This window comes from Flavobacterium hungaricum, from assembly GCF_015182285.1.
Classification (GTDB): Bacteria; Bacteroidota; Bacteroidia; order Flavobacteriales; family Flavobacteriaceae; genus Flavobacterium; species Flavobacterium hungaricum.
Genome location: NZ_PRDM01000004.1, coordinates 124,765 through 142,139 on the forward strand (window position 1 = coordinate 124,765; position 17,375 = coordinate 142,139).

Annotated in this window: 15 protein-coding genes and 3 tRNA genes; 10 read left to right on the forward strand and 8 right to left on the reverse strand. The window is 36.0% G+C overall.

Translation table 11 applies throughout. The features are described from left to right. Positions 1-75: 75 nt before the first annotated feature. From C4F50_RS16740 to C4F50_RS16750, 3 genes are all read right to left on the reverse strand, one after another. Positions 76-149: transfer RNA gene (locus C4F50_RS16740), tRNA-Arg, on the reverse strand. Between the two features lie 41 nt (positions 150-190). After that, positions 191-265 (reverse strand) — tRNA-Pro (locus tag C4F50_RS16745). A gap of 14 nt (positions 266-279) precedes the next feature. Continuing rightward, positions 280-363 (reverse strand) — tRNA-Ser (locus tag C4F50_RS16750). A 247-nt stretch (positions 364-610) separates the two neighbouring features. Between C4F50_RS16750 and C4F50_RS16755 the strand changes: the two genes are divergently transcribed. The 3 genes from C4F50_RS16755 to C4F50_RS16765 all read left to right on the forward strand — a co-directional run bounded on the left by C4F50_RS16755 (position 611) and on the right by C4F50_RS16765 (position 3,704). Then, entirely contained in the window at positions 611-1,789 is a 1,179-nt protein-coding gene (locus tag C4F50_RS16755) for an acetyl-CoA C-acyltransferase (RefSeq protein ID WP_194139802.1), read from the forward strand. 69 nt (positions 1,790-1,858) lie between these two features. Beyond that, positions 1,859-2,620, forward strand: coding sequence for a C40 family peptidase (locus C4F50_RS16760; protein ID WP_194139803.1), 762 nt, complete (start codon positions 1,859-1,861; stop codon positions 2,618-2,620). Positions 2,621-2,645: 25 nt separating this feature from the next. After that, on the forward strand, positions 2,646-3,704 hold the full coding sequence (locus tag C4F50_RS16765) for a DUF7738 domain-containing protein (RefSeq protein ID WP_194139804.1): 1,059 nt from the start codon (positions 2,646-2,648) through the stop codon (positions 3,702-3,704). 895 nt (positions 3,705-4,599) lie between these two features. On the opposite strand, the gene C4F50_RS16770 is transcribed toward C4F50_RS16765, so the two are convergent. Then, positions 4,600-5,445 carry an AraC family transcriptional regulator gene (locus C4F50_RS16770; RefSeq protein WP_194139805.1) on the reverse strand — a complete coding sequence of 282 codons (846 nt, stop codon included), beginning with the start codon at positions 5,443-5,445 and terminating at the stop codon, positions 4,600-4,602. 117 nt (positions 5,446-5,562) lie between these two features. Between C4F50_RS16770 and C4F50_RS16775 the strand changes: the two genes are divergently transcribed. The 3 genes from C4F50_RS16775 (at position 5,563) to C4F50_RS16785 (ending at position 7,583) form a co-directional block, all read left to right on the forward strand. After that, positions 5,563-6,549, forward strand: coding sequence for an aldo/keto reductase (locus C4F50_RS16775; protein WP_194139806.1), 987 nt, complete (start codon positions 5,563-5,565; stop codon positions 6,547-6,549). Between the two features lie 147 nt (positions 6,550-6,696). Continuing rightward, positions 6,697-7,302 (forward strand): NAD(P)H-dependent oxidoreductase, encoded by a 606-nt coding sequence (locus C4F50_RS16780; protein WP_194139807.1) that lies wholly within the window; start codon positions 6,697-6,699, stop codon positions 7,300-7,302. A gap of 2 nt (positions 7,303-7,304) precedes the next feature. Next, entirely contained in the window at positions 7,305-7,583 is a 279-nt protein-coding gene (locus C4F50_RS16785; protein ID WP_194139808.1) for a putative quinol monooxygenase, read from the forward strand. Positions 7,584-7,622: 39 nt separating this feature from the next. Here C4F50_RS16785 and C4F50_RS16790 read toward each other — a convergent pair whose 3' ends face one another. Then, on the reverse strand, positions 7,623-8,840 hold the full coding sequence (locus tag C4F50_RS16790) for a dipeptidase (protein ID WP_194139809.1): 1,218 nt from the start codon (positions 8,838-8,840) through the stop codon (positions 7,623-7,625). A 134-nt stretch (positions 8,841-8,974) separates the two neighbouring features. Beyond that, positions 8,975-9,682: a class I SAM-dependent methyltransferase gene (locus C4F50_RS16795; RefSeq protein ID WP_194139810.1), complete on the reverse strand. Its 708-nt coding sequence runs from the start codon at positions 9,680-9,682 to the stop codon at positions 8,975-8,977. 230 nt (positions 9,683-9,912) lie between these two features. Here C4F50_RS16795 and C4F50_RS16800 point away from each other — a divergent pair, with 230 nt between their 5' ends. Both C4F50_RS16800 and C4F50_RS16805 read left to right on the forward strand, forming a co-directional pair. Continuing rightward, on the forward strand, positions 9,913-10,794 hold the full coding sequence (locus C4F50_RS16800; protein ID WP_194139811.1) for a LysR family transcriptional regulator: 882 nt from the start codon (positions 9,913-9,915) through the stop codon (positions 10,792-10,794). A 291-nt stretch (positions 10,795-11,085) separates the two neighbouring features. Further along, positions 11,086-12,366: a DUF2130 domain-containing protein gene (locus C4F50_RS16805; protein WP_194139812.1), complete on the forward strand. Its 1,281-nt coding sequence runs from the start codon at positions 11,086-11,088 to the stop codon at positions 12,364-12,366. Between the two features lie 138 nt (positions 12,367-12,504). Here the strand turns inward: C4F50_RS16805 and C4F50_RS16810 are convergent, their stop codons facing one another. Both C4F50_RS16810 and C4F50_RS16815 read right to left on the reverse strand, forming a co-directional pair. Further along, positions 12,505-12,936, reverse strand: coding sequence for an META domain-containing protein (locus tag C4F50_RS16810; RefSeq protein ID WP_194139813.1), 432 nt, complete (start codon positions 12,934-12,936; stop codon positions 12,505-12,507). A 111-nt stretch (positions 12,937-13,047) separates the two neighbouring features. After that, positions 13,048-13,821: an META domain-containing protein gene (locus C4F50_RS16815; RefSeq protein WP_194139814.1), complete on the reverse strand. Its 774-nt coding sequence runs from the start codon at positions 13,819-13,821 to the stop codon at positions 13,048-13,050. A 267-nt stretch (positions 13,822-14,088) separates the two neighbouring features. Between C4F50_RS16815 and nirB the strand changes: the two genes are divergently transcribed. Next, a complete protein-coding gene (gene nirB, locus C4F50_RS16820) occupies positions 14,089-16,602 on the forward strand; it encodes a nitrite reductase large subunit NirB (RefSeq protein ID WP_194139815.1) in 2,514 nt (837 codons plus the stop codon). Between the two features lie 291 nt (positions 16,603-16,893). Beyond that, positions 16,894-17,271: a nitrite reductase small subunit NirD gene (gene nirD / locus C4F50_RS16825; RefSeq protein WP_194139816.1), complete on the forward strand. Its 378-nt coding sequence runs from the start codon at positions 16,894-16,896 to the stop codon at positions 17,269-17,271. Positions 17,272-17,375 lie beyond the last annotated feature (104 nt).

Sequence of the window (17,375 nt, forward strand, 5' to 3'; positions counted from 1 at the left end):
GTTTTTAAAAATCTGAAGATCGGGTTAGATTTTTATTAAAACAAAAAAGCCACTCGATTTGAGTGGCTTTTGATGTGATCCCAGAAGGATTCGAACCTTCGACCTACGCATTAGAAGTGCGTTGCTCTATCCAGCTGAGCTATGGAACCAAAATAAAGTTTTTTATATTGAAAAAACTATCAAAAAACAGTCGGGGTGGCAGGATTCGAACCTGCGGCCTCCTGCTCCCAAAGCAGGCGCGATAACCGGGCTACGCTACACCCCGAGGCAAAATTTAAGCGGAGAGACAGGGACTCGAACCCTGGCGACGGTTACCCGTCGACAGATTAGCAATCTGCTCCATTACCGCTCTGGCACCTCTCCAAGCTCAAGAAACGTGTTCTGTTTTGCGGTTGCAAATGTAAGACAACATTCCATATCTCACAAGTATTTTGAAGCTTTTTTTCAACTTTTTTTAATCTTTTTTCAAAAAGACTTCACAATCAAACAAATAGAATTAATAAAAATTTCATCTTAATTTAAAATCAGCTCGAATTAAACCAAAATTTGAATTTATTCAAATAAACAGTAAATTTGCTTATTAACTATATTAACTAATATTACACAGAACATGAGCAAAAGAGTTGTTATCGTTTCTGCCGTTAGAACACCTATCGGAAGTTTCATGGGAGGTTTATCTACCGTACCCGCACCAAAATTAGGTGCTGCCGCTATTAAAGGCGCACTTCAAAAAATTAACCTAGACCCAAAATTAGTTGATGAAGTTTTTATGGGTAACGTAATTCAGGCCGGCGTTGGACAAGCGCCAGCACGCCAAGCAGCACTTTTTGCGGGCTTATCTGAAGAAGTTGCCGCTACAACCGTAAATAAAGTTTGTGCTTCTGGAATGAAAGCAGTAATGTTGGCAGCTCAGGCAATTACCTGCGGAGACGCTGCAATTGTAGTTGCCGGCGGAATGGAAAGCATGAGCTTGATTCCCCATTATGTACAAATGCGTGCTGGAAACAAATTTGGACCAGCAACAATGCTTGACGGAATGCAGAAAGATGGTTTAACAGATGCTTACGATAACAACGCAATGGGAGTTTGCGCTGATTTATGTGCGTCTGAATACCAAATAAGCCGTGAAGAACAAGATAATTTTGCCATTCAATCTTATGAAAAAAGCGCAAAAGCTTGGGATGCAGGAAAATTTGACAACGAAGTAGTTCCTGTAGAAGTTCCGCAAAGACGCGGAGAACCGATTATCTTCTCAAAAGATGAAGAATATACCAATGTTAAATTAGACAAGATTCCATCTTTGTCCCCAGTTTTTACAAAAGACGGAACGGTAACCGCAGCAAATGCTTCAACAATCAATGACGGAGCGGCTGCTTTAATTTTAATGTCAGAAGAAAAAGCAAATGCTTTAGGTTTAAAACCTTTAGCTTACATAAAAGGTTATGCAGATGCCGCGCAGGAACCAAAATGGTTTACTACAAGCCCTGCCAAGGCATTACCAAAAGCTTTGGATAAAGCTGGAATTTCCATTTCAGATGTTGATTATTTCGAATTCAACGAAGCTTTTTCTGTGGTAGGTTTAGCCAATGCAAAAATCTTAAATCTAGATAACACTAAAGTAAACGTAAACGGTGGCGCAGTATCTCTCGGACATCCTCTTGGAGCTTCTGGCGCTCGTATTATCGTAACACTGCTAAATGTCTTAGAACAAAACAATGCTAAAACCGGAGCAGCAGCAATCTGTAACGGCGGCGGCGGCGCATCGGCAATTGTTATCGAAAGAGCTTAAAACAATATCAATAAAAAACAGGAGTTATAATCTAAAAACTCCTGTTTTTCAACCTATAAATTTCCATACATGTTCGGAATTTGCAATCTAGCCATAGTCCCTGTTCGATCTGAGCCAAGCGACAGAAGTGAAATCGTTACGCAGCTTTTGTTTGGCGAACACATCGAAATTTTAGAACGCCAAAATCAGTGGGCTAAAATAAGAATTCAGTTTGACGACTACGAAGGCTGGGTCGATTCCAAACAATATCAGGTTATTTCTCAGGAACAATTTAATCAATTAAGCAAAGAAGCGATAATCTTAAACGCTGATTTAATTGATTACATAACCGGATCAAATAATTTATTGCTTCCAATTCCGTTAGGAGCTTCGTTATCATTTTTAAACAACAGCGAAATCAACACTTCAAGCTTTGAATTTGAAGGAACCAAAACCAGCGGCATCAAACCTAAAAGCGCCCTTATTAAAACTGCTTTTATGTATTTGAACGCGCCTTATCTTTGGGGCGGTAAAACACCTTTCGGAATCGATTGTTCGGGTTTCACGCAAATGGTTTACAAATTGAATGGTTACAAAATTCACCGCGATGCATCACAGCAAGCGCTTGAGGGCGATCCGTTAAGTTTCATTGAAGAATGCGAACCAGGCGATTTGGCTTTCTTTGATAATGACGAAGGAAACATTAATCATGTCGGCATCATAATGGACAACAATTACATCATTCACGCAAGTGGAAAAGTTCGTATAGACCGTTTAGACCATACCGGAATTTATAATCCTGAACTTAACAAACACACACATAAACTTCGTGTAATCAAGAAAATAATCTAGTTGTAAAAATTCTTAAAAAGCAAAAATGACAAAACTTGAACTATCAAAAACCGGCTTTCAGATTAACAATACAAACATCGAATTTCCGATTGATATATCAGTTTTAAAACAAGCTTTAGGAGATTGCAGATACATCAAAAAACAATACAACCACATTTATACCTGGGATGACAAAGGTATAATGGCTTTTTCTAAAGAAGGAAAAGAAGTCGAAAGTCTTGCGATTGAATTTGAAGTTCGAGAATATGATTACTGCGCAAAAAGCATTTTTACAGGAGAATTTATTTTTGACGGACAAGAATTATTTCAATACTACGAAAACAATAAAAACCAGCTCGTAAAACTTTTTAAAGGCGACAGAAGCGGTGCTTTTATCCTCAACGGAATCAGTGTTTGGTTTGACAAAGAAGATGGCAAAATCACAAGTCTAAGTATTTCTGCCCGCGAAGAAGAAGAAAAACCCCAAAAGACCAAAGCAATTGTAGACGAAGAGTTCAAACTGTTGGAGCCTCTATGGCAGGAATGGATTTCTGAAATTAATAAAATTGTCTCCACAAACAACGCTTATTATAATTTAACCGACGGAATTTCTACAGAAGACATTCAAGAACACAGCACTTTAGAAGACGATATTAAAATACCATCGGCATTAGTAAACTTTTACAAAATTCAAAATGTCGATTACGATCCCGTAACATCCGTTTTTCAGTTTGGAGTAAACAATTGGAGTTACGAACTTATTCCGTTTGAAGATATTGCTGAAGAATGGAATTCAATTCAGGAGCTGCAATTTGATGAAGATGATCTTCCAGAACAAGAAATAGACTTCGAAAAAATCAACACAAACAATTACGCCAATCCAAAATGGATTCCGTTTGCTACAGGAAGAAATGGAGATTATTTGCTGTTTGATACCGATCCTGCATCAAAAGGAAAATACGGTCAGATTATAGAACTCCAAAATGAATCTTGGGACAGAAACATTGTTGCCGATTCTTTAGAAGAATTAATTCACAATGAAATAAATAATCTAAAGTCCGGTAAAATCGAACACTTTGATTTTATTGTTGGAAAAGAAAGTTGAAGCACGCTGATGACGCAGATTCACTTCGTGAAAACGCGGATTTGAAAGGACTTTTTTTCTCTCGCAGATTAAGCAGATTTTTTTTTATCTCAAATTTGTGAAATTAAAAAATCCTCTATAATCCATTCAATCTGTGGCAAAAAACAAAAAATTCGTGAATTAGTGGCTAAAAAAAGTTTGTTTCTCACGCAGATTTAGAAGATTGCGCGGATTTATTCTTAAAAAAAATCCTCTATAATCAATTCAATCTGTGGCAAAAAACAAAAAATTCATGAATTCGTGGCTAACAAAAGTCTGTTTCTCACGCAGATTTAGCAGATTGCGCGGATTTATTCTTAAAAAAAAATCTCTATAATCAATTCAATCTGTGGTAAAAAACAAAAAATTCGTGAATTCGTGGCTGACAAAAGTTTGTTTCTCACGCAGATTTAGCAGATTGCGCGGATTTATTCTTAAAAAAAATCCTCTATAATCAATTCAATCTGTGGCAAAAAACAAAAAATTCGTGAATTCGTGGCTGACAAAAGTTTGTTTCTCACACAGATTTAGCAGATTGCGCGGATTTATTCTTAAAAAAAATCCTCTATAATCAATTCAATCTGTGGCAAAAAATAAAAAATTCGTGAATTAGTGGCTAACAAAAGTTTATTTCTCTCGCAGATTAAGCAGATTGAGCAGATTTTTTTTCATCTCAAATTTGTGAAATTAAAAAATCCTCTATAATTCATTTAATCATTGGCAAAAAACAAAAAAATTCGTGAATTCGTGGCTAACAAAAGTTTGTTTCTCACGCAGATGTAGCAGATTGCGCGGATTTATTCTTAAAAAAAAATCCTCTATAATCAATTCAATCTGTGGCAAAAACAAAAAATTCGTGAATTCGTGGCTAAAAAAACTAAGCACTCAATCGAATCGTCTTCCTAAATTCAGAGGGACTATACCCCTTTTGCTTTCTAAAGAATTTATTAAAGTGGCTTTCATCCGTAAAACCAAACTCATACGCAATTTCATTAATACGTTTATCGCTGAATTGCAATCGATGTTCAATCAATTTCGTTTTGTAATTACTGATATATTGCTGCATCGTTTCGCTGGCATGTTTCTTAAAATAACGTCCTAAATACGTATTCGAAATTCCGAAATAATCACTAATCGATTCTGCTTTAATCTTTTCAGGATAATAAATATTATTCTGAATGTATTGCAGAATATCCATCGCTTTAGCTTCTGTATTAATAGAAACCTGTTCCGGAAGGTATTTCGCAATATTTCTCGCTACAATAATAATCAACGTATTTACCAGCTGCTGAATCAATTCCTGATTGTAAACATCCTTATCCTGATGCTCACGGCAAATCGCTTCGACCATAACTTTTACCAGACATTTATCAGGCTCATTTTTTAAAATACAGCCCGGCTGATGATTCGCATTTTGAAGTATATATTCCAACCGCTGAATATTTTCATTCTGCAGACTTGAGTTTTTCAAATAAATGTCATTAAATCGTAAAAAGAAAAATTTCGTTTTGGTTTCGATTGTAAAATTATGACAATCTTCCGGCGTCAATAAAAACAAATGCCCTGGATCGTAGCTGAAAATATTCTTATTGATGCATTGAGAACCAGTTCCTTCTAAGATATAAACCAGTTCGAAAAAATTATGACGATCGCCCACATCTGGATATTCATTCAGCGTTTCAAAAGACACTGTAAAAGGTTCGTATAAATTTTCTTTTTTCATAATCGCAATTTATTTGAAGATGCAAATATACCTAAAAAAGACAAATATATACCAAATAAGAATCTTAAAAACAGTATAATTTTGCCTTATCAATTTTAAACAGAAAAAAACACAATCATGGAATATAGAAAATTAGGCAGTTCAGAATTAGAATTATCAGCAATAACTTATGGTGCATTTGCCATTGGCGGAACGATGTGGGGCGGTACCGAAAAGAAAGATTCAATCGATTCAATTCGCGCTTCAATCGACCACGGCGTTACTACAATCGACACCGCTCCTTTTTACGGATTTGGTTTAAGCGAAGAAATGATTGGCGAAGCCATAAAAAGTGTAGATCGTTCTAAAGTACAGCTGTTAACAAAATTCGGATTGGTTTGGGATGGCAGCAACAACGGAAAAGGTGATTTCTTTTTTGATGCTGATGATAATGGAAAAAAAGTGCCGATTTACAAATATTCATCCAAAGAAAACGTAATCAAAGAAATCGAAGATAGTTTAAAGCGTCTTCAAACTGACTATATCGACTTATTGCAAATTCACTGGCCAGACGTTACAACTCCCATTTCTGAGACTATGGAAGCCGTTGAAAAACTGATTCAGCAAGGAAAAATTAAAGCTTTCGGAGTAAGTAACTATAGTATTGCACAAATTCAGGAAGCGCAAAAAACAGTTTCAATCGCTTCAAACCAAGTGGCGTACAGTATGCTGAACCGCGCAATTGAAACCGATTTAATCCCGTTCACCGTAGCAGAAAACATCGGAATCATTGCTTACAGTCCAATGGAAAGAGGTCTATTAACAGGTAAATATTTCACCAACAGCAAACTAAAAGAAAACGATCACAGAAATGGTTATTTCGGAAAATTCGACTTACAGCAAGTAAAAACCTTAATCGAAGAATTGAGTTCACTGGCAAACGACAAACACATTTCAATTTCACAATTAGTTTTACGCTGGACGACTTTACAAAAAGGAATTTCGATAGTTTTAGCTGGAGCAAGAAATGCCGAACAAGCCATTTCTAACGCAAAAGCAATGGATTTCGATTTATCTGCTTCAGAATTAGATTTTATCAATCAGGCCATTTCTAAAGTAAAATAATTAATATTTGTGTGTGCCCCTCCGGGTCGGGCTTTCGGCTAAATTCCCGATTAACAAAAACTACGGCTAAAAAGCCTTGTTTTTCTAAATCGGGAGATACCGCCTCTATCCCTCACACATCCGTTTTCAAAAGAAGTAACAGTTAAAATGAAAAAGATATTTATAATCAACGGCGGACAAAAATTCGCACATTCAGGAGGACAATTCAATAAAACCGTTCAAGATTGGACAGTTGAATTTCTTTCAAAAAACAATAATTACGAAATAAAAACAACGCATATCGAAAACGAAATTGATCTTCAGGAAGAAGTTGAAAAATTCGTCTGGGCAGATGTAATCATTTACCACACACCTGTTTGGTGGTTTCAGATTCCGAATCTTTTCAAGAAATATATCGACGATGTTTTCACGCAGGGACATAACAACGGAATCTACAAAAGCGACGGCAGGAGCCGTGTAAACCCCGACATCAATTACGGAACCGGCGGACTTTTGCACGGACGCAAATACATGCTTACCACAAGCTGGAATGCGCCCGCAGCCGCTTTTACACTTCCAGGAGAATTCTTTGAAGAAACTTCTGTAGACGATGGCGTAATGTTCGGCTTTCATAAAATGAACAAATTCACTGGAATGGAACGCATAAACGGATTTCATTTTCATGATGTTGAGAAAGGCGCTACACCAGAAAATATAGTTATCTTTAAGGAGAATTACACTAAACATTTAGAGCAAACTTTTAAAAATTTATAATTATGATATCTATCACAGCAATTTTAAAAAGCAAACCTGAGAATTTAATTGAAGTTCAAAATATGCTGACGCATTTGGTTACCGAAACTAGAAAAGAAGATGCCTGTATTCGTTACGATTTGCATACCACCGATACTGTTTTTATAATTTGGGAAGAATGGAAAGACCAAGTTGGTTTAGATTTCCACAACAGCCAGTCGTATCTTCAGGAATTCATTCAAAAAACAGAAACTTTAGTTGCCAGTCCAATTCAAGTTTATAAAACAGCTCAAATTTTATAGCTGCAAAAAAGCCGTTAAAAATTTTAACGGCTTTTTCTTTTAATGTCCTTTTGTTGCTGCATCAAATATTCGGCAGTAATTACCGCCGCCAATTTTTGCAATTTCTTCTTCTTTATAACCAGCATTTAATAAAGCTTCTACAACAGTATAATAAAAACCTGCTTTTGATTCTCCCCAAGCCAGATTAGTCTCATCACTGCCCTGCTTTTTACCGCCAGGACCTTTTTGTTCATTCTCCTTTTTCTGAGCACCATCTTGCCCTTGCGGTTTTTTATTGCCTTCCTGCCCCCATCCTTTGTCATTTGGAGAACGATATGCCGGAGTTAATTTAGTGTCTGTTCCAATACAAACATGATCAATTCCTGCGACATCAACCATTGCTTTAATATTAGCTGCAAATTCTGTTGGAGAATCTGCAAGATGAGTCCAAACGCCAATTACACCGCCGTTATCAGCCACTATTTTTGCCTGTTCTTTATTGATAAGTCTTGGCATCATCATTTTAGACATAAACTCATTATTTCCTAAACGAGTATTTAATCCTGTATGAGAAACCAAAACAGGCTTTTGGGCAATTTTTAATGCGCCGTTAATTGTGTTATTATCACAATGCGACAAATCCACCAAAATCCCTAATCTTTCACATTCCTTAATTGTTGCAGCACCAAAAGTGGTAAGTCCGCCCCATTGCGGTGTTTTTGTAAAAATATCCCCAAGAGGCACCGAAGCATCGTTATCATGAAGCAGTCCCAAATGTCTTAAACCTATGTCATAAGCAGTTTGCAGACGCTCGATTTTGCCTTCCAAAAAATGCCCTCCTTCAACAGATTGAATCACTATTGGCTTTTTGATTTTATGAGCTTGTTGTAAATCAGCATAATTAAGCGCACGTTTCATATCATTCGCTTTCAAAATTTCATCCATAGCCCTAAGACCATTTAAAAATCTTTCGTAGGCATCTCCAGGATTAATTAACTTTTGATAATCAACCGCAAACGTCATGCAAATAGCCGATAAACCAGATTTTTTCATTTCACCTGCTAAATCAACTTTTGGGCCCGGAAGCTCCGATTTTAGTAAAGGAACATCAACATGATTGTGCGTATCGATTCCGAATGTTCTGGCAACAATAGCTGCAATTCTCGGATCTGGATCTGTCGCCGCCCAAGAAATAAGCGGATTTAACATTAAAGCTGCTCCTGCTCCACTCATTGTAAAGAGAAAACTCCTGCGATTCCATTGCTGATTATTGCTCATCTGTAAATAGTACTAGTATGAAATGAAAGTAAATTTGAAAATACAAATCAACAGCTTTTTTAGATTCAAAAAACAATTATTATACCGATCGAAACTAAGAACCGACCAAATACATAAATCAGTCGATCAGCTTATTACTTAATTCCTCCAAAAGCACCGAAGCACATATTCTTGTGTAAAATTTCGACTTTAGAAAAACCAACTTTTTTCATCAAATCCAATTGGTAATTCATAGATCTTGGCGTGTCTTCTTTGGCAATATAATCAAATACATTTTGACGATACGCTGCTCCGCCAATTCCTTCTAAGTATTCGCCGTAAATCTGCCAGGTATATTCATTTAACAAATCAGTATCCTGCGTAATCAAGTCAGAAATCATAAAACAACCTCCTGGTTTTAGCAACTTGAATATTTTGGTAAAAGTCGTTTCCCAATCCTCGTCGTCTCTTAAATGATGTAAAACCGCTCCGGCCAAAATAATATCAAAACTATTTTCTTCTAAAGCAACTTCACGAATATCGCCCTGCTTTACTTCTACTTTTCCATTTGTTGCTTCAGAAACCCTTTCAAATGCTTTATCTAACATTGGCAGACTCAAATCGACCAATGTGCAGTTTAAATTGGAAACTTTAGACAACATCATTAAAGTATAATTGCCGGCGCCGCAGCCAATATCCAAAACGTGACTTGCATTGGGTACAATTCTTTTGGATGCATCTGTAATTAATTCTAAAGAAATCTTAGCATCAATTGTAGACAATTGACCCGTTTCTAAATTTGAAAATCGTTCGACATCATTATCAAAACGTTCTCTGATTTCTTCAATAGTTGATTTTTTCATAGTTTTTGTTTTTTAGGTTTTTCCGCAGATTTGGCAGATTGAGCAGATTTTCTCTTGTATTGCCTATATTTTTTTAGCCGCAGATTAGAAAGATTATTCATTTCATATCTAACAAAAAATCTGCTCAATCTGCCAAATCTGCGAGAACATATATTTTTTACCAAAACTATTAATTTGATATATACTTCAAAAATACTTATTTTGTCATTTATCTATACTTTAAAAGTATCATGGAATTACGTCATCTAAAATATTTTCTGGCTGTAGCCGAAGAACTGAACTTTACCAAAGCTTCAGAAAAACTTTTTATATCACAACCTCCTTTAAGCCGTCAAATAATTGAATTGGAAGAAGAACTGCAGGCAAAGCTTTTCATCCGAAACAATAAAAAAGTAGCATTGACCGAAGCCGGAAAATATTTCGAAAAAGAAGTAAAAACACTTTTTCAAGATCTGGAACGAATTTCATTAAAAACAAAAAAAATTGCAGAGAACGTTTCAGGCGAATTCAGAATCGCTTACATCGGCTCAATTTATTCAGCTGTTATTTCAGATTTAATTAAACATCTAAAAAAACAGTTTCCGTATGTCAATTTTAAATTGTTTGAAGTTTCCACAACCAAACAAATTGATGCTCTCGAACAGGGAAAAATCGAAATGGGAATTATTCGCTCGCCTATACATTCCCCAAAAATAAAATCCTATTTATGGTTTAAAGATGGATTTTCACTGGTTTACAATAAAAAATCGGTTGAGATAAAATCAGAAAATGAGATTCTAAAACTAAAAGAAGAAACGTTTGTATTTTTTAACAAAGATTACGCGCCGCATTATCACGATGTTTTATTAGAACTTTGCGCTTTTTATGGCTTTATACCGAAGATTATTCATGAAGCCAATAATATCAATTCCATTATTCAATTAGTCAAAAACGGCTTAGGAATTTCGATTGTTCCGTCAAACATTGCCAGAAATAATCTGGATCCAGAAATTGGTTTTATGGAATTAAAAAAAGTAAATCTTTATACAGATGTTTCTTTAATAACTTCAAAAGACGATCATTCTGAAATTACGCAATCAGCGGTTGGGTTTTTATTGCCACAAAGACGCTAAGACACAAAGTGGTACTTGCCACAGATTAAAAAGATTTTAAGGATTTTGTTTCACGCAGATTTTACAGATTGTAGCAGATTTAGCAAATTTCATTTTTAATAAATCGAATAAATCATCTATTCAATCTGCTTAAATCTTATAAAATCTGCGTGAAACAAAACTTTGTGCCTGAGTGTCTTTGTGGCTATAGCAAAAATTCGTTACAATTTAGTACAGAAATCCGTATCATAAAGAGAGAACTTTTAAATACCTTAGCAAATTATAATGCTTCAATAATACAATTCAATAAAAATGGCTGAGCAATCTTCAATTCAGTGTCCAAACTGCGGAACCCCTATCGATGTAAATGATGTTTTAAAACATCAGCTGGAAGATACTATCCGCAAAGAATTTCAACAAAAGGCTACTATCCAAAACAAGGAATTAGAGTTTAAAAACGAACAACTCGAAAAAGCCAAAGCCGAATTTGAAGCGAAGAAAAAGCAGGAAAACGAACTTTTTGCTGAACGTTTGGAACGTGAAAAAAAAGCCGCTGAAAAAGAAATTGGTGCAAAACTGAAAACCAAACTCGAAGAAGAAAACAAAGATCGTTTACTTTTAATGGAAAAAGAACTCTCAGAAAAGTCTGAAAAAATTAGAGAGCTTAATAAAATGGAAGGTGAAATCGCCAAATTGCAGCGCGAAAAACTAGAAATGAAAGATGCGATTCAAGCCGAAGCAGAAAAGCAATTAAACGCACAATTGACTTTGGAACGCGAAAAAATCAGAAAACAGGAAGACGATAAAAACGAACTGAAATTTAAAGAACTTCAAAAACAGCTCGAAGAACAAAAAAAGCTGACCGAAGAAATGAAACGCAAGCAGGAACAAGGTTCTATGCAATTGCAAGGTGAAGTAATGGAATTGGCCATTGAAGAATGGCTGGCTAACAACTTTCCTCTGGATAGTATTGACGAAATTAAAAAAGGCGCCAATGGTGCCGACTGCCTTCAAATTGTCAATACGCGCGAACATCAAAACTGCGGTTCTATTTATTATGAAAGTAAGAGAACAAAAGCTTTTCAGCCTTCTTGGATCGAAAAATTCAAAAATGATATTAGAACTAAAAGAGCCAACATCGGTGTTTTAGTGACCGAAGTAATGCCTTCTGGAATGGAACGAATGGGAATGCGTGACGGCATTTGGATTTGTACTTATGAAGAATTTAAAGGATTAAGCGCCGTTTTGCGCCAATCCTTAATTCAGATCAATCAGGCTGTGCAGGCTCAGGAAAACAAAGGCGATAAAATGTCTATGCTCTATGATTTCTTAACCAGCAACGAATTCCGTTTACAAATAGAGGGAATTGTAGAAGGTTTCACCCAAATGCAAAGTGACCTGGATTCTGAAAAAAGAGCCATGCAGCGAATCTGGAAACAGCGCGAAAAACAAATCGAAAAAGTTGTTCATAATACTTTAGGAATGTACGGTTCTATTCGCGGTATTGCAGGAAATGCAGTTCAGAGTGTAAAAGCTTTAGAATTGGATTTTATTAAAGACGAAAATGAAGAAACTAACGAGCTGTTAGAATAATAATTAAAAAAGAAATCACACAAGATACCCTTTAGACAATGGAGAATTCATCTGCAGCTCTTCAAGTGTGATCCTTTCCTTAATCTAAATAAAAAAATGTACAAAAGGCCTCGAAATTTATCGAAGCCTTTTTTGTGTTTATTTCTTTTTAAAAGACATTGTCAATCCAAACTGATTAGAAAGATACAAGATGTTATTTTCAACAGAATAACCAGAAGTTGTTCTCAATAACTGCAAAAATTCACCTTCTTTTTTTGCATCACATTTTTTAGTTTCAGAAGTAACCGTTGGAAACTGAAGTTTTCCTGCACCGCTGGACACCAAGGTTCCTTTAACAGCATTACATCCTGTTGAACCAGAAAAACTAGAGGAAGCCATTTGAATTTCAGGCAATTTTGAAAAATCTTTTTCGGTAACTTTTTTTCCATTCAGATTATCTAAAATCCAAGTTTGCTGTAATTTTTTTTCGATTGCAGTTTCATTTGCTGCAACACCAGAATTTGAAGCTTTTGTAGATTTGCAGCTGTAAGCCAAAGACACCGCAATAAATAACATTAAAATCTTTTTCATGTAAAATAAATATTCTATAAGTTTTATTTTACAAAATTATTCCAGCTATTTATCTTGGTTACCCCGTATATGTTTTTTTCTAACTATAATAAGACATTTTAAATTCTTGATTTAATCAACTTTTCTAAAAACCAGCAGTTTCCCAGAAGGATTAGACAATGTTAAGCGATTGTTTTCAATAGAATAACTCGTCGTATTTTGAAGCGCTTTTGTAAATTCTCCTTCCTTATTCCCCGCAGGGCAAGCCATTAAAGTAGCAATTACTTTTGTAAAACGCAGCAAATCTTTCTCATAGAAAATTTGACCGCTGATAGCATTACAGCCTCCATAACCAGAAAATCGATTTTCTGCAGCATTAATTTCAATTCTTGGAAACTCTTTCTGAAAATCGGCAGCAAAAACTTTATATCCATTTAATTCTTCTAAAACCCAAATATCATGCAGTCGATAATCTGTAAAATAGGCACCGCATCCGCTGAGTTTTTGAGTTTCCAGCTCCGTATTATTTTTGATTTCCACCTTGACACTATAAGGAGAGATCGCACCAGACATTGAGTTCTGGCACTCTACCTGCTGAATCGATATTGCTGCAGTCGTTCTTTCGTTACTTAGCTTGTACATTTTTACATTCGCATCCATTGCTTTAATTGGCTCTGTTGAAGTAAATATGATTTCTTCTTTTCCCTGAATAAGAGAGGTAAAAACGATTTTTTCTCTACCCATTTTTATTGCCCAGAAAGGTTCATTTCCGGTCGCTTTAAAATAATATTGTAAATCTTCTTCTGTAGAAATTCCAGAAGATTTTATATTAGATTCCTTGCCTGCCGTTGTTTTACAGCCTGATAATACCACCAATAGAAGCAAGATTGAAAGTATATTTTTCATGAGATCACTATTTATAATATTTATTTTCACTAAAACAAACGTAAAATTCTTATGAATTTACGATATTTTTTTGAGATGCTTATTTAGAATCTTTTCAAATTTTAAAAAATTACATCGTAAAAAATCATCAAAACTGCTTACTACGTATAAGATTAAGCTATTATACGTAGATTTTAAAATCAACAAATTAAATCAAAATTCTATTTTTAAGTATTTTTATAAGTATAAATACTTATATTTGCGTAGTAATACTTAATTAAAGAAATCATGATTAAAGTAATTGTAGTTGGAAACGGCATGGTTGGTTATAAATTTTGCGAAAAATTCGTTGCAAAATCAGGACAAGAAAAGTATCAAATCACGGTGTTTGGCGAAGAGCCAAGACGTGCATACGACAGAGTTCATCTAAGTGAATACTTTGGAGGTAAAACCGCTGATGATTTATCTTTATCAACAACAGCATGGTACTTAGAAAATAATATCACGCTCAATACTTCTGAATTAATTACAGACATTAATCGTGAACAAAAAACAATACATACGCACTTAGGCAAAACACATACGTACGATTACTTAGTTTTGGCAACGGGCTCGTCTGCTTTTGTACCGCCGATTGAAGGTGTTGAAAAAGAAGGTGTTTTTGTCTACAGAACAATCGAAGATCTAGATGCGATAATGGCGTATGCTAAAAAAATAAAACAAAAAGGCGCAACCGAAGCCGCAGTTTTAGGAGGCGGATTATTGGGTCTTGAAGCTGCAAAAGCGGTTCGCGATTTAGGGCTGAATCCGCATGTGGTAGAATTTGCGCCGCGCTTAATGCCCAGACAGCTGGACCAAGGCGCGAGTGACATGCTGCAGTCTAAAATAGAAGAATTAAATATTGGCATTCACTTAAACAAAGCCACACAATATATTGATGGAAAAGAAAGTATAACCGGAATGATGTTCGCCAATGAGGAATTACTAAAAGTGGACATGCTCGTAATTTCTGCCGGAATTAAACCTCGTGACGAGCTGGCAAGAGTTTCTGGATTGGAAGTTGGTGTAAGAGGCGGTATTGTGGTAAACAATCAAATGCAGACATCAGATCCTTCTATATTTGCTATTGGCGAAGCCGCACTTTACAATCAAAACATTTACGGACTTGTTGCTCCAGGTTACGAAATGGCAGATGTGGCCGCCGAGCAAATCTTAAATGGATCTAAAACCATGAGAGAAACCATCGATATGTCGACACAATTGAAATTGATTGGTGTTGAAGTTGCGAGTTTTGGTGATCCATTCATTGAAAACAATGACGTTACGGCAATTATTTACGAAAACAAATTAAGCGGTGTTTATAAAAGAATTAACGTTACCAAAGACTCTAAGACTTTATTGGGCGGTATACTAGTCGGTGATTCCAGCGATTATAATTCCTTATTTCAGATTTATAACAATGCAATGGCGCTGCCAAAAAATCCTGAAGATTTGATTCTGGGTTCACGTGATGGCTCTGAAGGTTCTTCTATGGGCAGCGTTATGGATTTACCAGATACGGCTGTCATCTGCTCTTGCGAAAACGTAACAAAAGGTGCCATCTGCTGTAAAATACTCGACGAGACCTGTGCGACATTTTCGGATGTTGTTAAAGCAACCAAAGCCACTTCTGGCTGTGGCGGTTGCAAACCAATGGTTTCAGATTTGGTAAAAGCGGCACAAAAATCTTTAGGAAAAGAGGTAAAAGAAGTGATTTGCGAACATTTCAGCTACACGCGTCAGGAGTTATTCGATTTAGTAAAAATCAATAAATACGAGAATTTTTACGATGTTCTGGATCATCACGGAAAAGGTGACGGATGCGAAGTTTGTAAACCAGTTGTGGCTTCTATTTTCTCTAGTATTTACAATGACACCGCAAACAAACATGTTACAACGCAAGATACAAACGATAGGTTTTTGGCAAATATCCAACGAAACGGAACTTATTCTGTAGTTCCAAGAGTTGCCGGAGGAGAAATTACAGCCGAAAAATTGATTGTAATTGGCGAAGTTGCCAAACAATTTGATCTCTACACCAAAATTACCGGAGCCCAAAGAGTCGACTTGTTCGGAGCGCATTTGAGCGATCTTCCAAAAATCTGGAAAATCTTAATTGATAATGGATTTGAAAGCGGTCATGCATACGGAAAATCACTTCGTGCTGTAAAAAGCTGTGTTGGAAACGCTTGGTGCCGCTACGGAATGGACGACAGCGCTGGATTTGCAATCGAACTTGAAAACAGATACAAAGGAATCCGTTCGCCGCACAAACTTAAAGGCGGTGTTTCGGCCTGCATTCGCGAATGCGCAGAAGCCCGCGGCAAAGATTTTGGATTAATTGCCGTAGAAGGCGGCTGGAATTTATACATCGCCGGAAATGGCGGCGCTAACCCGAAACACGCTGTTTTATTGGCAGAAAAAATCGATAAAGAAACCGTAATCAAATATATGGATCGTTTCTTAATGTATTATATCCGTACCGCTGGTCCGCTGATTAGAACATCCACTTGGTTAGAAAAACTAGACGGCGGATTAGAATATCTAAAACAAGTGATCATCGAAGACAGCTTAGGAATCTGCGAAACTTTAGAATCCGAAATGCAGGCTATGGTAAATACTTTTGAATGCGAATGGAAACAAGTTCTTGAAAAACCAAGATTATTAAAACGTTTCAATCATTTTGTAAATACTGATGAGAAAGACGACAACATTGCTTTTGTGCCTTTAAGAGATCAAAAAGCACCAAAAGCATGGTCATAAAAAACTAATTTGAATTGCTCGCAAAGACGCTAAGTCGTAAAGTTTTATTGTAAGAATTAAAAAAGAAAAAAACTTAGCGCCTTCGCGACTTTGCGAGATTAAAAAACAAAGAAGAAAAAGAAAAACTTTGCTCCTTAGCGCCTTCGCAACAAATAAAAAATCAGCTCCAAAAAAAGAAAAAAATATCATTAAACGTTTGCTGTCCTTCTTACCCTCTTTTTTACTGCGCCATCATAACTCTCTTGATTGTAAAAAGAGGGCTAAGAAACAGGAATTAAAACAAAAAACAACATGGAAGAAATCTTAAACCAATACGAAACTGTACAAGCTAGTGATGCTACAATTTGGTTCAAAGCAGGTAAAATTGAAGATTTTCCAACCAATCGCGGCGGCTGCATCAAATACAAAAACAAACAAATCGCGATTTTTAATTTTGCACGCCGCAATGCATGGTATGCTTGTCAAAATGCCTGCCCTCACAAAATGGAAATGGTACTATCGAGAGGAATGACAGGATCTGCAGACGATATTCCGAAAATTGCCTGCCCAATGCATAAGAAAACATTTTCGTTAATCGACGGTTCTAACCTAAACGGAGACGATTACCGAATTGCAACTTATCCTGTAAAGATTATTGAGAATGAAGTTTTTGTCGGCTTTGTGGATTAATTTATAAACCATAGATTTCGCAGATTAATTAGATTATTTTCTCTTGCCACGAATTCACGAATTATTGTGTTCAATTTGTGCAATTAATTTCACTAATCTAATTC